The following is a 19,872-nucleotide window of genomic DNA, read 5'->3' as shown; positions in this document are numbered from 1 at the left end:
GAAACAGATCACATTCTCGTCACGAAATGATACTGTAAACATCCAAGATTCGGGCGGCTTTCGTCTCTGTAGGGAGGTTAAAACTTTAGCCAATTAACACATCTTTGGGCGAGCATCACAATGGTTAACACGAGCAAGATCCTGACAGTTTCCTACGGCACGTTTTCGTGCACGTTGGAAGGTTTCGACGATTCTTTCGGAACCATGAAAGCCATCGCCGAATATTTTCGCGATCTCGCCTCCGATGACCGCTATTTCGGCGCGGAGCCACCGACACCGGACGCCGAAATGCTGGCAAGGATCGCCGAGCGCGAGATTGCCCGCCGTGTCAATGCTCATTTCGAACAGAACAGGATCGTCCTGCGCGCCGATCCCGGTAGCACCCCGACGACCGCATCGGCTGCAGGCACCTTTGCGGAAGATGAAGATGCAGATGAGAACGCCGCCTCGGAGGAAGCATCGGATCTGATCAAGGAAACGGATCAGGCCGAAGAAATGGCCTCCACAGGCGACGATTTTGCCCAAGGCGAGCCGCAAGAAAACGAGAATATCGCCGATAGCACAGCCCAGCCCGAGGTTGCCGAACCGGACGACATGCGCGCACCTGCGACCGATGACATGCCTGACGAGACCGAGGAGGAAGGCGAAACCGCCGAGCAACCCGAAGCTGCGACTCACGCACCGATCCCGTCCGCAGGTTCCGATATCGAGAGCGTGGCAGCAAAGCTTCAGCGCATCCGTGCCGTCGTATCCCAGGCCGAGACCGCGGAAACGCCTACTGTCGCCTATTCCGAGGACGAGCACGCCGACGATTTCATCTCCGAGACCCATGACGACATAAATGCGGCGCTGGAAATTGACGACGAAGTCGAGATGGAGCGGGCGGACACAAGCGAAGGCGACGACGAGGCGGCCGACGAGAATGACACGATCTCGTCCCTGCTGTCGCGCTTCGACTCTCCCGACGAAGACAACGAGGACCTTTTCTACGAAACCGAGGATGAAGCACGCGCCTTTGATATAGTCGACAACGAGACCGAAGCCGATCTGCACGCATCCGATGAGACGCCCGTGGAAACCACCGGTGAGATCGAAGCCGAATCCACTGCCCCGGGTCCGGAGGGCGAACCCGAACAGGCCGCCGAAACCGATACGCCGCGGCTCCGCGCTCGTATTGTGAAGATGAAGCGCGCCGATTTCGAAGCCGCGATTGCAGACGGCAACCTCGAAGAAGAAGTGGTGTCAGAGGACAGGACAGCGGAATCGAAACTCTCGCCCGAGGACGAAGCGGACCTTCTGCGCGAGTTGGCTGCCGTCGAAGCCGAGTTGGCCGTGTCTACGGACAGCGGGCACACCGATACTGCCTCGGAAGATGGAGAAGACGAGGACGAAGGTGAATACCATCATGCCTCGCTGATCGACGAGCTCGAAGACGAAGAGGATGAGGACGAAGACGAAACGGGCGAAGACAGCATCAATTTCTTTTCCGATGAGGATAACAGTGTCGGCGAGGATGAAGTCAGCGACGAACACGACGAGGATTCTGGCAATACGAGCGGTCGCACCACCCCCTTTACCCCCTTTGCCGGAACCGATGCCGAATCCGAAATGGGCCGTATCTTTGAAGAAACTGACGCCCATCTCAATGAGGAAACAGGCCGCGGGCGCCGCAACGCCATCGCCCATCTGCGCGCCGCCGTGGAAGCCAACAAGGCCGAGATCGGCGCAGGCGGAGACCTGGCAGGCGAAGGCCCGGACTCCGAGGTCTATCGCGACGATCTCGCCAGCGTGGTGCGTCCGCGTCGCCCGCAGACCCGTGATCAGGGCAGCCGCCCGCGCCGTCCCGAAACCGCACGCCCGGCCCCGCTCAAACTGGTCGCCGAGCAACGGGTTGATCTGGAAGAGACGAAATCAGCTCCCGTGCGGCCGCGGCGAGTGCAGGTCTCCGCACCGGCAAATGCCGAGGCAGCGGCGGCGAGCGATTTCGCCGATTATGCCGAAAGCGTCGGTGCAACGAGCCTGCCCGAACTTCTCGAAGCAGCAGCGGCCTATCTTTCCTTCGTGGAGCGTCGCGAACAATTCTCGCGCCCGCAGCTCATGACCCATGTGCGCGAGGTCGAGAAAGACGATTTCAGTCGGGAAGACGGGTTGCGCAGCTTTGGCCAGCTTCTGCGCGAAGGCAAGATCATCAAGCTCAAGGGCGGGCGCTTTACCGCGTCTGACAGCATCTCCTACCGTCCCGACGCACGCTACGCGGGCGAGTGACACCCCATGACATCAACTGAATACGGCGCCCCGATCGCAGGGCGCCGTTTCTTTTTCAAGCGATCATCCAGCCCGATCTTCAGACCTTCTGCTGGGTGTATTGCCGCAATTCCTTGCGTGCCACCTGGCGGCGATGCACCGCATCCGGCCCGTCGGCAAGACGCAGTGTGCGCACCTGTGTCCATGCAATGGCCAGCGGCGTGTCCTGGCTGACACCACCACCACCATGGATCTGCACGGCCTCGTCGATGACCTGCAACGCCGTCAGTGGTGCGACCACCTTGATCATCGAGATCCAAGGCGCCGCGGCGCGCGCATCGCCCTGGTCCATCATCCACGCGGCCTTGAGGCACAATAACCGCGCCTGTTCGATCTCCATCCGCGCATTGGCGATGATGTCGTAATTCGCGCCCAGATGCGCGATCGGCTTGCCAAAGGCTTCACGCTCCAGCGACCGCTTGCACATTCGCTCCAGCGCCGCTTCGGCCTGCCCGATGGCACGCATGCAGTGGTGAATACGCCCCGGGCCAAGACGCCCCTGCGCAATCTCGAATCCCCGGCCCTCACCGAGGATCATGTGGTCGGCTGGCACCCGCACATCGGTAAAGCGGATATGCATGTGACCGTGCGGTGCATCGTCATGACCATAGACCTGCAAAGGGCGCAGCACCTCGATACCCGGCGTATCGGCCGGAACAAGGATCATCGAATGCTGCTGGTGCTTTGGCATATCATTCGTGCCGGTCTTGACCATCGTGATGTAGATCGCACAACGGGGATCGCCCGCTCCCGAGGACCACCATTTCTCGCCGTTGAGGACATACTCATCGCCGTCACGCACGCAGGACATCGAGATGTTGGTCGCGTCAGAACTCGCCACATCCGGCTCGGTCATCAGGTAGGCCGACCGGATCTCGCCCGCAAGCAACGGCTTGAGCCATTTTTCCTTCATCCAGTCGGCGCCGTAGCGTTCCAGAACCTCCATGTTGCCGGTGTCAGGGGCGGAACAGTTGAACACCTCGGCGCCCAGCGGCGTTTTGCCCATTTCCTCGGCGAAATAGGCGTATTCCACGGTCTTGAGGCCGAACCCGCGCTCACTGTCGGTGAGCCAGAAATTCCACAGGCCCCGCTCTCTGGCCTTCGCCTTCAGGCTTTCGAGAATCTCGCGCTGGCGGTCGGTATATTGCCAGCGGTCGCCCTTGCCGATCTCGGCGTGGTATTCCTCCTCCAGCGGCATGACCTCGTTGCGGATCATGTCGCGCACCTTTTCGAGAAGCGGCATATGCTCCTCGCGCATCCCCAGATTCATTTCCATCTTGGATTCCTCTCCTCTCAATGCGTCTCGGCCAAAGTAGAAGCCCCGCCTGACCGAGAGTAAAGGGCGCATGCAAATGCCGTTGCGTCGCGGCACGGCCCACCCATACCCCGGATATCCGTCACATCCCTGTCACCTGTCGGTGGCACCCTGACCGCAATTTCCGATTCCCTGTTTCAGACGTTCCGCGGCGACCTTTCCCCGAGGTCGCCGCAATTTCCTGGAAGAGGTTTCACGGTCGTTGGCACAAACCCGTTCAGGTACGACGAAGCCCTCACCTCGCAAACTTCTTGTGCTTGATCCGCTTCGGCTCCAGCGCATCCGGCCCCAGCCGCCGCTTCTTGTCTTCCTCGTAATCCTCGAAATTGCCCTCGAACCATTCGACATGGGCATCACCCTCGAAAGCGAGGATATGCGTGCAGATGCGGTCGAGGAAAAAGCGGTCGTGGCTGATCACCACCGCACAGCCTGCGAAATCGACAAGCGCATCCTCAAGCGCGCGCAGGGTTTCAACATCGAGATCGTTGGTCGGCTCGTCGAGCAAAAGCACGTTGCCACCTGATTTCAACAGGCGTGCCATATGCACCCTGTTGCGCTCCCCACCCGACAAAAGGTTGACTTTCTTCTGCTGATCGCCGCCCTTGAAATTGAAGGCCGAGCAATAGGCGCGCGAATTCATCTCGGCATCGCCCAGCTGGATGATGTCCTGCCCGTTCGAGATCACCTCCCACACGGTCTTGTCGTCAGGCAGTGCGTCGCGGGTCTGATCGACATAGCTAAGCTCGACCGTGTCACCGTATTCGATACTGCCATTGTCGGGCTGTTCCTGCCCGGTGAGCATACGGAAAAGCGTGGTTTTACCCGCACCGTTGGGGCCGATCACCCCGACAATGCCGCCCGGTGGCAGCGCAAAGTTCAGATCCTCGATCAAGAGCTTGTCGCCCATGTGTTTTGACAGGCCGTCAACCTCGATCACCCGTGAGCCGAGCCGCTTGCCATTGGGGATGATGATCTGGGCGCGGTTGAGTTTCTCACGCTCGGATTGGTTGGCAAGGTCGTTATAGGCGTTGATCCGGGCCTTCTGCTTGGCCTGCCGCGCCCTGGGCGACTGGCGCATCCATTCCAACTCGCGTTCGAGCGTCTTTTGCTTGGACTTGTCCTCGCGCGCCTCCTGTTCGAGCCGCTTGGCCTTCTGTTCGAGCCAGGCGGAATAGTTGCCCTCGTAGGGAATGCCCCGGCCACGGTCGAGTTCAAGGATCCAGCCAGTGATGTCATCTAGGAAATACCGGTCATGGGTGACGATCAGGATCGTGCCCTTGTAGTCGATGAGGTGCTGTTGCAGCCATGCGATGGTCTCGGCGTCGAGGTGGTTGGTCGGCTCATCAAGCAACAACATGTCGGGCTGCTCCAGCAGCAGCTTGCACAGTGCCACGCGGCGCTTCTCACCGCCCGAAAGCGTGCTCACGTCGGCATCGTCCGGCGGACAGCGCAGCGCCTCCATCGACACGTCGATCTGGGCATCGAGATCCCACAGGTTCTGGCTGTCGATCTCGTCCTGAAGCTGGGCCATCTCGTCGGCGGTCTCGTCCGAGTAGTTCATCGCCAGTTCGTTGAACCGGTCAAGCTTGGCCTTCTTCTCGGCCACGCCCAGCATCACGTTGCCGCGCACGTCAAGGTCAGGATCAAGCTCGGGTTCCTGCGGAAGGTAGCCCACACGCGCGCCCTGCGCCGCCCAGGCCTCGCCCGAGAAATCCGTGTCGAGCCCGGCCATGATCTTGAGCAGGGTCGATTTGCCGGCCCCGTTGACCCCCACGACACCGATCTTCACCCCGGGCAGGAAGTTGAGGTGGATATTCTCGAAGCATTTCTTGCCACCGGGATAGGTCTTGGAGACGTCCTGCATGTGATAGACGTATTGATAGGCTGCCATTCTCGTCGTCCTTGCGCGGTTTGGGTCTGTTGACGGCCTAGATAGTCGGTTGCGCCGACAGGGGCAATGCAGCGATGCCGGGGCAATCCGTCAAAGGCGGGAAGGAAGCTCTGCCCCCAAGGCAATGCGCAAGGCGTCTGGTCGCTACCCCGAGATGTTACTTCCAGATAAAGCGGGGAACGCTCGCCCCGGTTAGCGTTGCGCGTTGACAGGGGTCGGGGTGGAGGTCACAAACGCGCGAATGAAAAAGGGATTGCCATATATGCAACCCGGTCGGGTGATCGGGCTTCTCGGCGGGTCGTTCGACCCGGCCCATGAGGGCCATGCGCATATCAGCCGCGAGGCGCTCAAGCGCTTTGCGCTGGACGAATTGTGGTGGCTGGTCAGCCCGGGCAATCCGCTCAAGGCGCGCGGACCGGCGCCGATGGGTCAACGGATGGCGAGGGCGCGTGCGGTGATGGATCACCCGCGGGTCAGGATCAGCGATTTCGAGATGCGGGCGGGCACGCGATACACCGCCCAGACCTTGCGGGCGCTGACGCGGGCCTGTCCGGGGGTGCGGTTCGTCTGGCTGATGGGGGCGGACAACCTCGCGCAGTTCGATCAATGGCAGGATTGGCGCTGGATCATGGACCACGTGCCGGTGGGCGTGCTGGCCCGGCCCGGGCAACGGATAGCGGCCCGCAACGCCAAGGCGGCCGATATCTATCGCTACGCGCGGCTGCGTGGCTTTGAAAGCAGGTTGCTGGCCCATGGTCCCGCGCCGCGCTGGTGTTTCGTGAACGTGCCAATGGTCGATGTCTCATCGAGCGATATTCGCGCCAAGGGACAATGGGCGACGCGCGACGCCAAGGGGGCTTGACCGTGCTGGTACCATCATGGTCGGATTGGCCCATGAATTGAACGTCGGGAACGGTGATCCCGCGAATTGTGAATTGTGCGGCGCCCAGACCAGAGGTTAATTCGCAATCATGGTGTCACGGTTTTCAAGACGGGGATTTCTGAGCGGTGCACTTGCCGGGCTGACGGCAGGACCTGTGCTGGCCGAGGCCCCGGGACAGTCATTGCGGCCAATGCCTCGGCCGGGCGGGGTCGCGACGACGGCCAAGGTGGCCAGCAAGACCTCGGTGCCCGGGGCGGCGGCGCTGATTGAGGCGGCGCAGCTCGGTGGCCGTGTAAGCTTTGCAGTCGTCGATACCCGTACCGGCCAGATGCTCGAAGGGCATGACGCTGGCCTCTCGCAGCCGCCTGCAAGCGTGAGCAAGGCCGCAACCGCACTTTACGCGATTGACACTCTTGGGCCAAAGCATCGCTTTCTCACACGGCTTGTCGCGACCGGGCCGATTCACAACGGGGTTCTAAAAGGTGATCTGGTGTTGGCGGGCGGGGGCGATCCGACCCTCGACACCAATGCCCTGGCCGATATGGCAGCGCAACTCAAGGCCGGCGGCCTGCGCGAAGTCACAGGCGGGTTTCATGTCTGGGGCGGAGCCTTGCCTCTTGTCCCCGCGATTGACCGGACACAACCCGATCATGCCGGATACAACCCGGCGATCTCGGGGCTTAGCCTCAACTACAACCGCGTCTATTTCGAATGGAAGCGCAACAGCAATGGCTGGAAAGTGCACATGGATGCGCGCAGCGACCGCTACCGGCCCGAGGTGCAGGTCGCGCGCATGCAGGTCGTGAACCGCCGCACGCCCGTCTATACCTATGCCGAGAAGGATGGCATTGACCACTGGACCGTGGCAAGCGGCGCACTGGGCAACGGGGGCGCGCGCTGGCTACCGGTGCGCCAACCGGAACTCTACGCCGGCGAGGTCCTGCGCGGTTTTGCGCGCGGCCATGACATCGACTTGCCCGAGCCGCGCAAGCGCGGCGATCTTCCAGGTGGGACAGTGGTGGCGCGGCATGTCAGCCCGGAACTGCCGGTCATCCTGCGCGACATGTTGAAATACTCGAACAACCTGACCGCCGAGATGGTCGGAATGGCGTCAACGGCTCAGCGAAAAGGACGTGTGGGTGGACTCGGCCACAGCGCCAGGGAAATGAACAACTGGGCCGCCGAAACTCTGGACATGGCACGCGTTGCGCTTGTCGATCACTCCGGCCTCAGCGAAAGATCGCGGATGACGGCCGAGGATATGGCGCTGGCGCTGGCGCGTGTACATCGCAGCAAGACACTCAAACCGATACTCAAGCCCTTCGACATGAGGGACGACAATGGACGCGTCGACAAATCCCACCCGATCAAGGTGCTGGCCAAGACGGGCACATTGTATTTCGTGAGCGGCCTCGCGGGCTATGCTTCTGCATCTGGGGGCGGGGACCTCGCCTTTGCGATCCTGGCGGCTGATGTCGGTCGGCGCGAGCGGGCCGGCAACGGTGCAAGGCCACCCGGCGCACGGGGATGGAACATGCGGGCAAAGACGTTGCAGCAAAGGCTTATCGAACGCTGGGCAACGCTTTACGGCGCGTGACGCGCATCCCGGCACTCGTGCAACAGGCATTCCGCATCTTCACGAAAGAATCGTTTCCCCTATGGCACAGCCAGACTCAGCGTGTGATCGCGATCAGCACATTTTCCCGACCGTCTTCCAGGACCAGTTCATAGAGCCATTCCGCGTGTTCAAGGTGCAGGCATACGCAACCCGCGCTGGCCGGCTCACCAAGCCGGTCGATCTGATCGGCAAACGCTGCCCCGGCCGCAACGGCCAGAAACCATAGAAGACCAAGACTAATCCACATCGGTTCAGACTGTCATATGCCTCGCCCGTGCGCCACGTTCGATGGCCGCGGCGTAGAGCCTGTCGATGTCAAGCTCATAGCGGATTTCTTCCAGCAGGCGCAGTTCTTCGTCGCCCAAGGTGCCGTCGGCGGCGGCGACATCACAGGCCAGCGCATAGGCGGTCTCGTTCAGGCGGGCGGGCAGGTTGTCGCGGATAAGGCCGAAAAGCGCGTCAAGCCCATCTTCTTGCTCGAAAAGATCAAACACCGTTTGCGCCATGATGTTCATCCGATCGGTGTCATAATCGGCAAAGATCGGCAGATGATTGACCGTCGACTGGATCTTGACCAGCTCGGATGTGCGGATGTTCTCATCCGAAGCGGACACCGCGATCATCACCGCGACAAGGCAGTCCTGCGGCGAAAGCGGATGGGGAATGTTGTCGTTCATCAGGGGTTCCTTGGCGGCTTGGGGGCGCCGATGTTGATATTGCGCCGGAGCGTATCGTGCAACAGGCCGTTTTCCCATGCCCAACTTGTGGCCGATGCGAGGAACCATGCAAACTCGCTCTTCCGCTGAACCTTGAAAGACATTAGGAAACGCCCGAGTTTCCGCGCATGGGGCGCGGAGGCATCTGGAGAAATGATATGTCCGATCTGCGTGACGCCGCGATGAACAGCAAAGCCTGGCCCTATGAAGAGGCCCGCCGCCTGCTCAAACGCTACGAGAAGGCGCCGCCAGAAAAGGGATATGTTCTCTTCGAGACGGGTTACGGCCCCTCTGGCCTGCCGCATATCGGCACCTTTGGCGAGGTTCTGCGCACCACGATGATCCGCCACGCATTCGAGACAATCAGCGACATCCCGACACGGCTCATCTGCTTTTCCGACGATCTAGACGGGATGCGCAAGATTCCGGGCAACGTGCCCAACCGCGAGGCGCTGGCCGAGCATCTGCAAAAGCCGCTGACCTCGGTGCCAGACCCGTTCGGCACGCATGACAGCTTCGGCGCGCACAACAATGCCATGCTGCGCCGGTTTCTCGACACGTTCGGGTTCGACTACGATTTCTATTCGGCCACCGAGTTCTACAAATCGGGCCAGTTCGACACGGTGCTGTTGCGCGCCGCCGAACGCTATGACGACGTGATGCAGGTGATGCTGAAATCCCTGCGCGAGGAACGCCGGCAGACCTATTCGATCTTCCTGCCCATTCACCCGGAAACCGGTCGGGTGCTCTATGTGTCGATTAAGCATGTGAACGGGACCAGGGGCGAGATCACCTTCGATGACGAAGAGGGCCGTGAATGGACCCTGCCTGTGACCGGTGGCAACGTGAAGCTGCAATGGAAGCCCGATTTCGGTGCGCGCTGGGCGGCGCTGGGTGTCGATTTCGAGATGTATGGCAAGGACCATTCGACCAACACGCCGATCTATGACCGGATCTGCTCGATCCTGGGCGCCAAGCCCCCGGAGCATTTCACTTACGAGCTGTTCCTTGACGACAAGGGGCAGAAGATTTCCAAATCCTCTGGCAACGGTATCTCGATCGACGAATGGCTGTCTTATGCCAGTACCGAAAGCCTTTCGTATTTCATGTATCAAAAGCCCAAGACGGCCAAGCGGCTCTATTTCGACGTGATCCCGCGAGCGATGGACGAGTATCACCAACAGTTGCGCGCCTATCCCGGCCAGGACTGGGCCCAGAAAGCGATGAACCCCGTGCATCACATCCACAACGGCAATGTGCCCGAATCCGACATGGTGGTGCCGTTCTCGATGCTCCTGAACCTCGCCAGCGCGTCCAGCGCCGAGGACAAGGAGGTGCTTTGGGGCTTCATCACCAAATACGCCCCTGACGCCACCCCTGAAACCCATCCCGGCCTCGACGCAGCGGCGGGCTACGCGGTGCGGTATTTCAACGATTTCGTGAAGCCCGAGAAAGTCTATCGTGCGCCGGATGACAAGGAACGCGCCGCGCTGGCGGCGCTGGCGGCGGCGCTGGGCGATCCGGCGCTGGCACTCGACGAGATTGCGCGCAAGAATGCCGCAATGGGCAATGACGCGCCCCTGCCCGAAGCGGATTTCGAAGACGAGGAATTCCTGCAATCCATCGTCTTCGCAGTGGGCAAGAATCACGGCTTCGAACCCTTGCGCGACTGGTTCAAGGCGATCTACGAGGTCTGCCTCGGCGCCAGCCAGGGCCCGCGTTTCGGGGGTTTCATCGCGCTTTACGGCGTCGAGGAAACCCGTACGCTGATCGAAAAGGCACTTTCGGGCGAACTCGGCTAATCCGTGCCCGGGCCGGAAACGCCCCTGACGCATCCTGTGAAAACCCTGCCTCACGCTGCGTCATGAAACCTGCGCAACGTGGGAATGATCCGTTCCCCCTGTCCCTGCGTAACGATGGTCAAACAGGGGGAACAACAGATGAAACAGATCATTCTTGCCATCCTGATCGTTGTCGGCATGTCAACGCGTGACGCGAACGCGGATGAAGCCCGCAACATGGCCGTCGAAAACGTCATCACCCGCCAGATCGAAGCCTTCCGCGCCGACAACGTCGAGCGGGCCTTCGAATTCGCCAGCCCGACAATCCAGCGCATTTTCCGCAATCCGCAGGTATTCGGCCACATGGTGCAACATGGCTATCCCATGGTCTGGCGCGCGGGCGAGGTCGAGTTTCTCGAACTGCGGATGAAAGACGGCCAGCTCAGGCAAAGGGTGCGCATCCGCGACGCAAGCGGCGCGTTGCACCTGCTGGAATACCAGATGATCGAGCAGGACGGCGCGTGGAAGATCAACGGTGTTGAGCTGTTGAAGGCACCGGGCATGGCGGTGTGATCAAGCTTTGCCGCTGTCACGATCATCGAGGTCGGCGGTAGCGGTATCGCCGTCGTCATCGGAAAGCGTCGCGGGCGTGTCCGGGGGTGCTGGTTGCGCGGGTGCTCGCTCGAGAGGTGTGACCTCCGCGACCAGCGGGTCACTGGAAGGTGCTTTTTCCGGTGCCTGTTCGTCCGGCTGCCCGTTTCCGACCGAGGCATTGCGACCCGGACGAAAACGCAAGCGCGCGTAGGCATGCATCGCTACGGACAGGCCCGTCGACATGATGATCGCGGCCAGCACGCAGATGACGACCAGCAAGGCAAATCCCTGATTGGTCGCCGGGTTGACCCAGGTTGCGAAAACCAGGCCAACCAGGGCACCCGCAATGCCGGACCGTCCAATGAGGCGCGCCAGATCCATCGTCAACCTCTCCAGACGACCGAGAAAAGTCCAGGCCCCCTCGTATCGCTCCAGCGCCGAACCTTGCGGCGCAGCTTTTCCAGGCGGAACCCGGGTTTGAGCAGGTCGGGATCACTCTGTATGTCGTATTTCCAATCCTGGAAAAGGGATTGTGCCATTTCGTAATCCTCGACATGGCTGAGATCGAGCGTGAGGATGAGAGCATCGGCCTGACCGTATTTCGCGCCCGGCAGCCAACCCAGGAGGAACGGGCCGGCACCTTGTTCGTCGAACCCCGCCTTCTTGGCGGCCTCTATGGCTTTTGCCGCAAGCACATTGTCGTAGTCGTCGATCGCGATATTGCAGATCGAGGACGCAGGTTCCCGCCAGCGGCCGTTCAGGGCCCGCGCCGTGGCAGGGGATTTGAGTGGCCAGATCGTCACGAACTGGTTCGGTTCATCCTTGCCGATCGCGCGCACATGCAGGATCGAGGTCATATACGCCTCACAGAAGAACCGGTGTCGTTCGCGGTCAAAACTGCTGACACCGGATTTGAACACGATCAGGCCGTAACCGCGATAACGCTCCGGCGGGTATTCATCAGCATGGGCAAAACGGCGGACCGGTGTGATGCTGGCTTGCGCGGACGCTGCGGTGAAAGGTCTCGTGCTATCGGTTCCCGGAATGGCGCGGCGCGTCGCTTCGTCCGGGGCAAGGCCGGGCTGGGCCTTCAGGATCCGGTGGGCGCCCATCAAGACATGCACCGTGCGCGGGTCCAGCTTGCCGGTTCCGGGCAGCCGGGCCGCTTGCTGAAACCGGATCACCGCGGCGCGGGTCCTGGGCCCGGCGATCCCATCGGGCACCCCGGCATCGAATCCGAGGTCGTTCAGCATTGTCTGTGCCTGGGTGGTCGAAACCTTTGAAACGGGGGGGCGTGGCGGGACTTTGGTCGCGCGGGGCCCCTTGTCGTGCTCATTCTTGATGTGATTGCCTAGAAGGCCCTGAAGTACGTGGGACGAAAATAATCCGTTCCTCGTATCCGGGGCACTTGTTTCAGCCGCCGGCCCGCTGCCTTGGGCCATGACGGCAAGAAACGCCGCGAGGCAATAACCGAAGAACCGCATGTCAATGCTCGTATCGTCAAGGGTTGCGATTCAGCTTACTGCGGAATCACCTCCCCAAAAAGCTCTCGCTTTTGCGCGGGAAGCCCTGGCCAGCGTCGAGTCTTGGGAAACCATCGGAAACATGGGTGGTTTGCTCAGGAATCACGCATCTCTCGCAAGGCTGATTGCAACTCACCGATCAGCACCTTTCGTTCCTTTTCCGTCAGGAAGCGGCCGAGTTCCACCTCGCGACCGTTCCCGGTGAGGGTGAGATAGAATTCGACCGGCCCCCCACTGGCGTGGCTATGGGCGCGGGTCCAGTAGGTGTTGCATTCCCACGTCAGAATCTCGCCTTTCACCGGTTGATGGACAAGCCGCGTTAGATCGGGCGTGATGGTCAGCGTCTCGCGCATCTCGGCGGTCTTGTATGTGTGCTCAAGCGCCCACCAAAGCCCCCCCACGACCAGGAGCATGAAGGGCAAGAGGCCCCACAGAACCATGGTGCCCAAAAGCCCGTAAAGCGGCACGGTGGCGAGCAGAAAGGCCATGAGGATGATCGCGGCAAAGCCCCGGCGCGGCAGCGACCGGTGGGGCCAGAGGACCACCTCGTGCTCTCCGTCGGGGCCGTGGGTCCAGCGATGCGGCATTCCTGATCCTGATCTGTCGGCCCGTACAGAGCGGGCGAAAAGGGGTGGAATGGAAAAGGGCCCCGGATCGTCCCGAGGCCCTCTTCGGAGGAGTTACCTGCCACTAGTGCGCATGGCTCTTGTCCCAGTCTTCACGCTTGGGAAGCTGCTCGAACGTGTGCTCAGGCGGAGGCGAAGGCAGCGTCCATTCGAGCGTGTCGGCGTATTCGTTCCAGTAGTTGTTCTCGGTCACCTTGGCGCCGCGGAAGAGCGCGTAGAACACGATTCCGAAGAACAGGACGAAAGATGCAAAGCTCAGGAGCGCGCCCCAGCTCGACACATAGTTCCAATAGGCGAATGCCTCTGGATAGTCGATATAGCGGCGCGGCATGCCCTGACGCCCGAGGAAGTGCTGCGGGAAGAATGTCAGGTTCACGCCGATGAAAAACAGCCAGAAGTGCACCTTGCCCCAGAACTCGGGATATTGGCGTCCAGTCATCTTGCCGAAATAGAAGTATATCCCGGCAAAGATGGTAAAGGCCGCCCCCATCGACATGGTATAGTGGAAATGCGCCACGACATAGTAGGTGTCGTGATAGGCGCGGTCCACGCCGGCCTGCGCCAGCACGATGCCCGTCACGCCACCGATGGTGAAGAGTACGAGGAAGCCCAGCGAAAAGAGCATCGGCGTCTTGAACTCAAGGCTGCCGCCCCACATCGTCGCGATCCACGAGAAAATCTTGATGCCGGTGGGCACCGCGATCACCATCGTGGCGAGCATGAAATAGCTCTGCTGGGTCAGCGACATGCCAACCGTGTACATATGGTGCGCCCAGACCACGAAACCCAGCGCCCCGATCGCGATCAGCGCCCAGACCATGGGCAGATAGCCGAAGATCGGCTTTCGCGAGAAGGTGGCAAAGACGTGGCTGACAATCCCAAAGCCCGGCAGGATCACGATATACACTTCGGGATGTCCAAAGAACCACAGGATGTGTTGGTAAAGGACCGGGTCGCCACCGCCCGCGGGGTCAAAGAAGGTCGTCCCGAAATTTCGGTCGGTCAACAGCATGGTGATGGCCCCGGCCAGCACCGGCAGCGCCAGCAGGATGAGCCACGCGGTCACGAAGATCGACCAAGAGAAAAGCGGCACCTTGAACAGCGTCATGCCCGGGGCACGCATGTTGAGAAAGGTGGTGATCATGTTGATCGCACCAAGGATCGAGCTTGCCCCCGAGACGTGGACGGCAAAGATCGCAAGGTCCATCGACATGCCGCCTTCGAGCGTAGACAGCGGCGGGTAAAGCACCCAACCCACGCCGGAACCAAGCTGCCCGTTGCCGCCGGGACTGAACATCGAGGCAATGCCGAGAGCAACACCGGCGACATACATCCAGAATGACAGGTTGTTCATCCTCGGGAATGCCATGTCCGGCGCACCGATCTGGAGCGGCATGAAATAGTTGCCGAAGCCACCGAACAGCGCCGGAATCACCACGAAGAACATCATCAGGACACCGTGATAGGTGATCAGGACGTTCCAAAGGTGCCCGTTCGGCGTGCAGGTCTCGGGAGTCGAGAACAGATACAACCCTTCAAGGCACATGTACTGTACGCCCGGGTGCATCAGTTCGAGCCGCATGAAAATGGTGAAAACGACGGCGATCAGGCCCACGAGGGCCGAGACGATCAGGTAGAGAATCCCGATGTCCTTGTGGTTGGTCGACATGAACCAGCGGGTGAAGAAGCCGCGGTTGTCTTCATGTTCGTGCCCGTGGATGGCTGCGTCTGCCATGCTGCGGTGCCTCCTGTTGAATGTCTCGGACGTGCGAAATCTGTATTCCGCGCCTTGGTCTCATTCTGTTTTTAAAATGCGGGGCGGGTCGGGGCAACGGGTCAAATTGATCCAGATCAAATAATTTTGTCGCACCCCCTCTGTTCAGGGCGCGGCCTCAAGGCAAGTCGGCACGATCCGGAGCGTTTCAGCTTCACGCAAAAGCACCCGGATCGAAACGCGCACTCGAACAAAAAACGGGAGGCTTGCACCCCCCGTTTTCCATGTTTCCTTGACGCGCGGGCCTTTCGGGCCGATCAACCCTCGCCGTCGGTTTCCGAAAAGGTGGCCAGGTAGGCTGCCACGTCCTCTTGCCCCTTGCGCAGCTTGAACGTCATTTTCGACTGGTTCGGGAACCCTTGCCCATCGAGCCATTTGCGCGGGTCAGTCATGTATTCGGCCATCTCTTCTTCGGTCCAGACGAATTCGGCCTCGGCCGCGGCTTCGAGGCCCTTGCCATAGCGGAACCCGTCCACCGTGCCGGCCACGCGCCCGACGATACCATAAAGGTTCGGGCCGGTGCGACCACCGCGGACGATGGTTTCGCCGTCATCGGTCTCGATCATGTGGCAGGACTTGCACTTGTTGAATTCCTTTTCACCCTTCGCCGCGTCGCCTTCGGCGAAAGCCGGGGCAGCAAGGGCAAGGAGAGAGGCGGTAGCGGTCAGAAGCGTTTTCATTTTTACCTCGTTTCGTTTCGACATCGATGGCGTTCAAACTTGGATATAACCTTGCGCCGCTCCCTGGCAAGCGCGGCTCTTCGGATCAATTGTCGCAGAGCCAACCTTGCAGGGCAAGTGCCTCATCCCGGCCCGGCGCCCTCGAACACCTGTTGGAAAGTGCGTAAGAGCGCGTTGTCGAGGTCCTCCATCGTCACCGGCAGGCCAAGATCTACAAGGCTGGTCACTCCATGGCCGATGATACCACAGGGCACGATGCCCGAGAAATGCTCCAGATCGGGATCGACATTGATCGAAATGCCGTGAAAGCTGATCCACTTGCGTAGGCGAATACCGATTGCTGCGATCTTGTCCTCGCGCGAGGTGCCATCGGGCAGGGCCGGTTTCTCAGGCCGGGGAACCCATACGCCCACACGACCTGGGCGGATCTCGCCGCGGATGTTGAACTGATCGAGCGTCGCGATCACCCACTGCTCAAGCTGGCCCACGAAAAAGCGCACGTCATGGCCACGTCGGCCCACGTCAAGCATTACGTAAACCACACGCTGGCCAGGACCGTGATAGGTGTATTGCCCGCCCCGCCGCGCCTCGAAAACCGGAAATCGACCTGGATCTGTCAGATCTTCGCGCCGCGCCGACGTTCCCGCGGTGTAGAGCGGCGGATGCTCCAGCAGCCAGATGCATTCCTCCGCTTCGCCCGACGCGATCGCGGCGACCCGCGCCTCCATGAATCGCAGCGCTTCCTCGTAGTCGGTCAACCCGTCGGTGATTTTCCACTCTACCATGACCATGGGATAGCACGCGCGCGTTCAGGGGCAAGCAAAAGCCCTGTTCGGCTGGGCGATCAGATGACTGGCTGCCCGTCTGCGGCCGCCGGAGCGTCAGGTCTCGCGAGAGGCCCCTTCAGCCGTGGCTCCTGCGTCCTGCATTGCGCATGCCGTCTCGTGCAGCTGCGGTCGGCACCAAGGCACGGACAAGTTTTTTCATGTCCAGATAACCGACATGGGCGCCGTCGCGCTGCACCGCATAGCTGAGCGCCGTATCCCCCCCGGACAGGGCGATCACCGACTCGAGCGTGGCATCGGCATCAACCGCGCCCGCTACGGCCGGTGCGGCATCAAGGCCGGTATCCATGACCGACCGCACCCGAAGTACGCGGGCGCGGTTGATGTCGCTGATGAAGTCCACGATGTAAGGGTCATTCGGATTGAGCAGGATCTCCTGCGGCTCGCCCTGCTGAACAACCATTCCATCCTTGAGGATCACAAGGTGATCCGCGAGTTTGAGTGCCTCGTCCAGATCATGACTGATGAAGACGATGGTCTTGGTCAATTCCGTCTGCAATTCCAACAAAAGATCCTGCATGTCGGTGCGGATCAACGGATCGAGCGCCGAAAACGCCTCGTCCATCAGCATGATCGGCGCGTTCGAGGTCAATGCGCGCGCAATGCCCACACGCTGCTGCATCCCACCGGAAAGCTGATGCGGGTATTGCCCTTCCTGTCCGCCCAGACCGACCCGCTCGAGCCATCCGCGCGCGTCTTTCTCATAGCTGCTGCGATCCTCACCGCGCACGGACCGGGCCGTCCCCGCATTGTCGAGCACGGTCTTGTGCGGCAACAACGCGAAGTGCTGAAACACCATCGACATCTCCTTGCGGCGCAGTTCGCGCAGGCGCGCCTCGCCGAACTCGATGATATTCTCGCCATCGAGAACGATCTCACCGACAGTCGGTTCGATCAGGCGATTGACATGCCGGATCAGTGTCGATTTGCCAGATCCCGACAGCCCCATGATGACCGTGATCTCGCCGTTTTTCATGTCGACGTTGATGTCCTGCAAACCCAGCACATGGCGATACTTTTCCCACAGTTCCGGCTTGTCCACGCCGGCGCGGACCTGTTCGAGCGCGCGCCGCGGATCGGGTCCGAAAATCTTGTAGAGATTGCGGATCGAGAGTTTGACGGTCTTTTCCATCGCCGCGGCCCCGTTCATGAGTTTCTCTGCACCGCACTTGCGGCATTGACGCGGGCCAGTGCCGCCTTGGTCACCCGGTCGAGGATGACCGCCAGAAGCACGATGCCAAGGCCCGCGATCAGGCCGACGCCAAGTTCGAGGTTGCGGATGCCGCGCAGCACCAGCACGCCGAGGCCCGGCGCCGACACGAGCGAGGCGATCACCACCATCGCAAGGCTCATCATGATGGTCTGGTTCACACCCGCCATGATATTGGGCAGCGCCAGCGGGATCTGCACCCTGTAGAGTTTTTGCCGGTCGGTCATGCCGAACGCGTCGGCTGCCTCGATCACCTCCTTGTCGACCAGCCGTATCCCGAGATCGGTCAGCCGGATCACCGGAACGATCGCGTAAAGGATGATGGCAATGCCATAAAGCTTCGGTTCGGTCACGGAGAACAGGAAGATCAGAGGAATGAGGTACACGAAAGGCGGCAGCGTCTGGAGCATGTCGAGAACCGGGATCGTCATGCGCTGCAGCGTGTCGCTGCGCGACATCGCAATGCCGATCGGCACGCCCAGGAGCACGCACAACAGCGCGCAGACAAAGATGATCGCGAGCGTCTGCATCGCGAAATTATAGTGGTCGATAAACGCCAGAAAGAAGATCGAGAGGGCCACGAAGCTGACGAGCTTGAACGATTTGGACGCGAAATAGACCACCGCAAGCAAGAGCGGGATCATGATGAACCATGGCGCAGTCTGAAACGTGTAGAGCGCGCCTTCAAGAAACCAGCTCAGCGGCTGGGTGACCGGGTCGAGCACAACCTTCAGCGAGTCCTTGATGTCGAGAAACCCGCTTTCGACGCCCTTGGTCACGTCACGCGTGCGGGCAACCGCCGGACAGGCCTTGTTGAGGGCATCGAGAGAGGGGAAGGGCAACTCCCAAAGCGAGACGCCGGAGGACCCGCCCCCTGCGTCTGTGCCTCCGTCCGCGCCCTTGCCGGACCCCTGTGCCAGCAAGTCGGCCATGCTCATCGGGCCGGCAGTGGCATCCTTGTCGCACCATTCCCGCAGGCCCAGACCGTCAAAGATGAAATCATATGTCGCCATGTCCCGGCTCTCCCTGCGCGGCCCTTGACGGGCCTGGTCTTGTTTGTTGGGCAAACGGGGCCGCGCAGCCCCGTCCCGGGGTATGGTCTACTGGATGATCGCGCCCAGCTTCTCGCCGGCCTCGTCGTTCACCCAATCCATCCAGGTATCCTTGTTCTGGGTCAGGAAATAGACAGCGGCCTCTTCTGCAGAGGCGCTGTTATCCGCCTGCCATGCCAGCAGGTTGCTCAACTCCTGCGTACCGAAGGAGATATTGCTCACCAACTCGAAGATGTCCGGGTTGCGCTCGGCGAAATCCGCGGTCACAACGGTCAGCACCGGCGCCGCCGGGTAGGCCGATTTGCCCGGAGTCTCGCAATCCTGCGTCTGGTTGCATTCATGGATTTCGGGATCATGCGGCCCCATGTCCACCGCGACCATGTCATAGCGGCCCAGAATGGCGGTCGGCCCCCAATAGTAGCCAAACCACGGTTCCTTGTTCTCGTAGGCCGAGGCCATCGAGGCGGGCAGCGTATCGCCCGAGCCGTGGTTGAACACCTCGATACCGTGGCCCTCGAAATCGAACGCCTCCACGAGGTTGTCATTGGCGATCCGGCAACCCCAGCCGTCTGGGCAGTTGTGGAAACGCCCGCCCACCAGTTCGGGATTTTCCAGTACGCCTTCGATCGTGGCCAGTTCGGGATGCTCCTCGACCAGATAGTCGGGCACCCACCAGTTCTCGCTGCCGCCTTCGGCAAAGACATCGGCAGCCTTGAGCACCTTGCCCTCCTCGTTGAGCCGGAAATAGGCGGGCGCCGAGTTGACCCAGAGTTCGGGCACGATATCGGGCTCGTTGTTTTCGGCCAGCGACGTGATCGCCGTTGTTGTCGCCGACGGCACGACCGTCACGTCACAATCATAACCCTGTGTCATCAGGAACTCGGTGATCCGCGTGATGATCTGCCCCGACGCCCAATTCATTTCTGCTACCGAGACACGCCCGCAATCGGCAAGCGCGACGGTCGGCAAGGCAAGCCCGGCAAAGGCCGTGGCGATAAGTGTTCGTTTCATTGTCAATCTCCCTTTCAAGTGGATGGTTTCGTCGTTTTCTTGCTGCAAA

Annotated in this window: 18 protein-coding genes; 5 read left to right on the top strand and 13 right to left on the bottom strand. The window is 60.8% G+C overall.

Translation table 11 applies throughout. The features are described from left to right. The first annotated feature begins 120 nt into the window (after positions 1 to 120). Positions 121 to 2,265, top strand: a complete 2,145-nt coding sequence (locus ACESL9_RS05780; protein WP_372674593.1) for a hypothetical protein — start codon at positions 121 to 123, stop codon at positions 2,263 to 2,265. A gap of 79 nt (positions 2,266 to 2,344) precedes the next feature. Here the strand turns inward: ACESL9_RS05780 and ACESL9_RS05775 are convergent, their stop codons facing one another. Continuing rightward, complete coding sequence (locus tag ACESL9_RS05775) at positions 2,345 to 3,580, bottom strand: acyl-CoA dehydrogenase family protein (protein WP_372610952.1); 1,236 nt, start codon at positions 3,578 to 3,580, stop codon at positions 2,345 to 2,347. A 274-nt stretch (positions 3,581 to 3,854) separates the two neighbouring features. After that, positions 3,855 to 5,510 (bottom strand): energy-dependent translational throttle protein EttA, encoded by a 1,656-nt coding sequence (gene ettA / locus ACESL9_RS05770; RefSeq protein WP_372610950.1) that lies wholly within the window; start codon positions 5,508 to 5,510, stop codon positions 3,855 to 3,857. A 262-nt stretch (positions 5,511 to 5,772) separates the two neighbouring features. Between ettA and ACESL9_RS05765 the strand changes: the two genes are divergently transcribed. Next, positions 5,773 to 6,372, top strand: coding sequence for a nicotinate-nucleotide adenylyltransferase (locus ACESL9_RS05765; RefSeq protein ID WP_372674592.1), 600 nt, complete (start codon positions 5,773 to 5,775; stop codon positions 6,370 to 6,372). A 109-nt stretch (positions 6,373 to 6,481) separates the two neighbouring features. Beyond that, positions 6,482 to 7,990, top strand: a complete 1,509-nt coding sequence (gene dacB, locus ACESL9_RS05760) for a D-alanyl-D-alanine carboxypeptidase/D-alanyl-D-alanine-endopeptidase (protein WP_372674591.1) — start codon at positions 6,482 to 6,484, stop codon at positions 7,988 to 7,990. A 76-nt stretch (positions 7,991 to 8,066) separates the two neighbouring features. Here dacB and ACESL9_RS05755 read toward each other — a convergent pair whose 3' ends face one another. Next, a complete protein-coding gene (locus tag ACESL9_RS05755) occupies positions 8,067 to 8,258 on the bottom strand; it encodes a hypothetical protein (RefSeq protein ID WP_372610944.1) in 192 nt (63 codons plus the stop codon). A gap of 4 nt (positions 8,259 to 8,262) precedes the next feature. Continuing rightward, a complete protein-coding gene (locus tag ACESL9_RS05750; protein WP_372610942.1) occupies positions 8,263 to 8,688 on the bottom strand; it encodes a tellurite resistance TerB family protein in 426 nt (141 codons plus the stop codon). A 197-nt stretch (positions 8,689 to 8,885) separates the two neighbouring features. On the opposite strand from ACESL9_RS05750, the gene ACESL9_RS05745 reads away from it, so the two are divergent. Together ACESL9_RS05745 and ACESL9_RS05740 are read left to right on the top strand one after the other, a co-directional pair. After that, positions 8,886 to 10,529 carry a lysine--tRNA ligase gene (locus ACESL9_RS05745; RefSeq protein WP_372674590.1) on the top strand — a complete coding sequence of 548 codons (1,644 nt, stop codon included), beginning with the start codon at positions 8,886 to 8,888 and terminating at the stop codon, positions 10,527 to 10,529. A gap of 138 nt (positions 10,530 to 10,667) precedes the next feature. After that, positions 10,668 to 11,081: a DUF4864 domain-containing protein gene (locus ACESL9_RS05740; protein WP_372610938.1), complete on the top strand. Its 414-nt coding sequence runs from the start codon at positions 10,668 to 10,670 to the stop codon at positions 11,079 to 11,081. On the opposite strand, the gene ACESL9_RS05735 is transcribed toward ACESL9_RS05740, so the two are convergent. From ACESL9_RS05735 to ACESL9_RS05695, 9 genes are all read right to left on the bottom strand, one after another. Further along, positions 11,082 to 11,483 carry a hypothetical protein gene (locus ACESL9_RS05735; protein WP_372610936.1) on the bottom strand — a complete coding sequence of 134 codons (402 nt, stop codon included), beginning with the start codon at positions 11,481 to 11,483 and terminating at the stop codon, positions 11,082 to 11,084. It lies immediately after the preceding gene. Between the two features lie 2 nt (positions 11,484 to 11,485). Then, positions 11,486 to 12,544 (bottom strand): peptidoglycan-binding domain-containing protein, encoded by a 1,059-nt coding sequence (locus tag ACESL9_RS05730; protein ID WP_372611059.1) that lies wholly within the window; start codon positions 12,542 to 12,544, stop codon positions 11,486 to 11,488. 176 nt (positions 12,545 to 12,720) lie between these two features. After that, positions 12,721 to 13,212 carry a DUF2244 domain-containing protein gene (locus tag ACESL9_RS05725; RefSeq protein ID WP_372610934.1) on the bottom strand — a complete coding sequence of 164 codons (492 nt, stop codon included), beginning with the start codon at positions 13,210 to 13,212 and terminating at the stop codon, positions 12,721 to 12,723. 103 nt (positions 13,213 to 13,315) lie between these two features. Further along, positions 13,316 to 14,986, bottom strand: coding sequence for a cytochrome c oxidase subunit I (ctaD, locus tag ACESL9_RS05720; RefSeq protein WP_372610932.1), 1,671 nt, complete (start codon positions 14,984 to 14,986; stop codon positions 13,316 to 13,318). Between the two features lie 296 nt (positions 14,987 to 15,282). Next, positions 15,283 to 15,705, bottom strand: coding sequence for a c-type cytochrome (locus ACESL9_RS05715; RefSeq protein ID WP_372610930.1), 423 nt, complete (start codon positions 15,703 to 15,705; stop codon positions 15,283 to 15,285). A gap of 122 nt (positions 15,706 to 15,827) precedes the next feature. Further along, positions 15,828 to 16,490, bottom strand: a complete 663-nt coding sequence (gene lipB / locus ACESL9_RS05710) for a lipoyl(octanoyl) transferase LipB (protein WP_372610928.1) — start codon at positions 16,488 to 16,490, stop codon at positions 15,828 to 15,830. Between the two features lie 118 nt (positions 16,491 to 16,608). Next, a complete protein-coding gene (locus ACESL9_RS05705; RefSeq protein WP_372610926.1) occupies positions 16,609 to 17,682 on the bottom strand; it encodes a betaine/proline/choline family ABC transporter ATP-binding protein in 1,074 nt (357 codons plus the stop codon). Positions 17,683 to 17,696: 14 nt separating this feature from the next. Beyond that, positions 17,697 to 18,773, bottom strand: a complete 1,077-nt coding sequence (locus ACESL9_RS05700; RefSeq protein ID WP_372610924.1) for an ABC transporter permease — start codon at positions 18,771 to 18,773, stop codon at positions 17,697 to 17,699. Between the two features lie 87 nt (positions 18,774 to 18,860). Then, positions 18,861 to 19,823 (bottom strand): ABC transporter substrate-binding protein, encoded by a 963-nt coding sequence (locus ACESL9_RS05695; protein WP_372610922.1) that lies wholly within the window; start codon positions 19,821 to 19,823, stop codon positions 18,861 to 18,863. Positions 19,824 to 19,872: the final 49 nt, after the last annotated feature.

The sequence above is a fragment of the Aquicoccus sp. genome, assembly GCF_041686535.1.
GTDB lineage: Bacteria > Pseudomonadota > Alphaproteobacteria > Rhodobacterales > Rhodobacteraceae > Aquicoccus.
Note: the sequence above shows the minus strand (reverse complement) of the source record. Positions and strands in the feature narration are given on the sequence as shown.

Excerpts from the sequence above, each read along its gene's own strand:
- dacB (WP_372674591.1), top strand. The coding sequence starts at position 6,482 with ATGGTGTCACGGTTTTCAAGACGGGGATTTCTGAGCGGTGCACTTGCC.
- ACESL9_RS05735 (WP_372610936.1), bottom strand. The coding sequence starts at position 11,483 with ATGGATCTGGCGCGCCTCATTGGACGGTCCGGCATTGCGGGTGCCCTG.
- ACESL9_RS05780 (WP_372674593.1), top strand. The coding sequence starts at position 121 with ATGGTTAACACGAGCAAGATCCTGACAGTTTCCTACGGCACGTTTTCG.
- lipB (WP_372610928.1), bottom strand. The coding sequence starts at position 16,490 with ATGGTAGAGTGGAAAATCACCGACGGGTTGACCGACTACGAGGAAGCG.
- ACESL9_RS05705 (WP_372610926.1), bottom strand. The coding sequence starts at position 17,682 with ATGGAAAAGACCGTCAAACTCTCGATCCGCAATCTCTACAAGATTTTC.
- ACESL9_RS05725 (WP_372610934.1), bottom strand. The coding sequence starts at position 13,212 with ATGCCGCATCGCTGGACCCACGGCCCCGACGGAGAGCACGAGGTGGTC.
- ACESL9_RS05715 (WP_372610930.1), bottom strand. The coding sequence starts at position 15,705 with ATGAAAACGCTTCTGACCGCTACCGCCTCTCTCCTTGCCCTTGCTGCC.
- ACESL9_RS05740 (WP_372610938.1), top strand. The coding sequence starts at position 10,668 with ATGAAACAGATCATTCTTGCCATCCTGATCGTTGTCGGCATGTCAACG.
- ACESL9_RS05700 (WP_372610924.1), bottom strand. The coding sequence starts at position 18,773 with ATGGCGACATATGATTTCATCTTTGACGGTCTGGGCCTGCGGGAATGG.
- ACESL9_RS05730 (WP_372611059.1), bottom strand. The coding sequence starts at position 12,544 with ATGGCCCAAGGCAGCGGGCCGGCGGCTGAAACAAGTGCCCCGGATACG.
- ettA (WP_372610950.1), bottom strand. The coding sequence starts at position 5,510 with ATGGCAGCCTATCAATACGTCTATCACATGCAGGACGTCTCCAAGACC.
- ACESL9_RS05765 (WP_372674592.1), top strand. The coding sequence starts at position 5,773 with ATGCAACCCGGTCGGGTGATCGGGCTTCTCGGCGGGTCGTTCGACCCG.
- ACESL9_RS05745 (WP_372674590.1), top strand. The coding sequence starts at position 8,886 with ATGTCCGATCTGCGTGACGCCGCGATGAACAGCAAAGCCTGGCCCTAT.
- ctaD (WP_372610932.1), bottom strand. The coding sequence starts at position 14,986 with ATGGCAGACGCAGCCATCCACGGGCACGAACATGAAGACAACCGCGGC.
- ACESL9_RS05750 (WP_372610942.1), bottom strand. The coding sequence starts at position 8,688 with ATGAACGACAACATTCCCCATCCGCTTTCGCCGCAGGACTGCCTTGTC.
- ACESL9_RS05695 (WP_372610922.1), bottom strand. The coding sequence starts at position 19,823 with ATGAAACGAACACTTATCGCCACGGCCTTTGCCGGGCTTGCCTTGCCG.
- ACESL9_RS05755 (WP_372610944.1), bottom strand. The coding sequence starts at position 8,258 with ATGTGGATTAGTCTTGGTCTTCTATGGTTTCTGGCCGTTGCGGCCGGG.
- ACESL9_RS05775 (WP_372610952.1), bottom strand. The coding sequence starts at position 3,580 with ATGGAAATGAATCTGGGGATGCGCGAGGAGCATATGCCGCTTCTCGAA.